Origin of the sequence: Chitinophaga sp. (assembly GCF_036566945.1) — a bacterium.
Classification (GTDB): Bacteria; Bacteroidota; Bacteroidia; order Chitinophagales; family Chitinophagaceae; genus Chitinophaga.
On sequence record NZ_DATCVJ010001116.1, the window covers coordinates 1 to 1,745 of the forward strand.

2 protein-coding genes are annotated in these 1,745 nt (G+C 47.0%); both read right to left on the reverse strand.

What is annotated here, in order from left to right; genetic code table 11:
• Positions 1-733 (reverse strand): hypothetical protein (locus tag VIP81_RS33460; protein ID WP_331972629.1); only part of this gene is annotated, 733 nt, incomplete at its 3' end.
• An 11-nt stretch (positions 734-744) separates the two neighbouring features.
• Positions 745-1,745, reverse strand: a 1,001-nt coding sequence (locus VIP81_RS33465) for a LamG-like jellyroll fold domain-containing protein (protein WP_331972632.1), incomplete at its 5' end; no start/stop codon positions are given.

Below are 1,745 nucleotides of genomic sequence, written 5' to 3' on the forward strand. Positions count from 1 at the left end.
CATTTTCGGCTATCAGTTTGGCAACAGTGTCCTGGTTGGGACTCAGCTTCAGGTAAAACCCGGTACCGGCCGTACTGGTATAGCTCACATTCAACGGCACCTGCAGCACACCGGGGGTCATGGTGTAATTCTTCGGTCTTTCTATCGGCGCGTTGATTGTTTTGCCGGCATCTGTAAAATAAACATAGTGGATCTGATCTATTGGCACAATACCGGTGGTGCTGATTTGTACCACCACTATTTTCTTCGTGCCATCCAGTTTATTCTGCTTGGTAGGCTCAGTGAGTTCTATCCCCAGGGCCAACGTTTGGCCGTAGTATTTTTCAAAAATGGCAAGGTCTACTTTCAGGGTAAACTCGGCATGATCCTGACCAAAAGGTACATCTACCAGTGTTGGCAACGTATAATTTTCCTGCGCCAGCAACACCGCATCCGGCAAGGTATTATTCGCGATCATCTGGTTGATGGTATCGTTGTTAACGGTGACCCCTACATTAAACCGGGATGGTGCCGCATCCGACAATAGGATACGCAGCGGAATATCTACGGTGCCCGCAGTTTTACTATAGCTGCTATCTCCCATAGGTATTTTCACATCCGTATCTCTGAAAGAAACATTCACCTGTTGCACGGTAATCTCTTCACCTTTGATGTCTGGTTTCTTACAAGACACCACCGTTGCTGTGAGAAAAGCCAGCAAGGTCCAAAGCGGGAATTTAGATTGATATATCATCCGGTAAAAAATTAATTGTTATTCATATTCACGTACCTGGTTGTCCATACCCTGCCATCCAGGTTCCAGCGCAGATCGGCTGATACCTGCAGCCAATCCATGATCTGGCGGCTTACATCTACTGGTTGTGGCATCAGTTGTCCGATGTTGGCGGGAGAAGCAGGACAAATCAGGTCATTAAAATTGAGCCAGCTATAGCCGCCACTCAAGGTAAAATCGGTTACTATCTGGCTCTCATCTTTCAGTTCGTTGCCCTGTCCATCTCTGGCCGACCAGTAACCCATTTCATATTTTTTCAACGGGTGACTTCCCGGCATACTGGTTTCGCAGGCGTAGGAGCTGATGATGGCATCGGTAGCCGCACGGCTCCATATTTTAATTTCCGTCATGTACATATCCGGTGCCGGGTAGCTACCTACATAAGGCAGGTAGCCCACTATCAGCGGAGCAGGACTGTTAATATTTCCTGAGGAAGAGATGTCGGCTTCTTTGTTGAAACTACCATCCGTATATGTTCTCACAAACCTCTTTTTACCACTGGTATCCGTAACGATCACACAGGCTACATCATGCCAGTTACCATCGCTGATATCCGAACCATCTACTATAATATTGCTGGTCACGCCCGGTACATTCTGACCAATATTCATCTGCCATTTCTTCTGATTGAGCACTACCGCCCATCCGGTTACGCCGGGGTCCAGCGAGGCTCTTTTGGAAAATACAGCCGTATTGGAGTAGGTATAATCACCGTTGGCGCCGGGGAGTACTTTTATTTTAAACTCCAGCGTGAGACTGGTAGTATCACCAATATCGTAGTTGCGGTTTACATCATTGATGCTGGCGTATACCGCGTTGGCATCGGTGCCGAAAAAGTGTACGCCTTTACCGATATAACGGTTACCCGTATACGGTTTATCTATGAAGGAAGGCAGGTATTCAGGTGTAGAGAAGATGATAAAGCTGTTTACTTTCGGATTACTCAGAATGGTATGATCATCTTCCGTAGGTA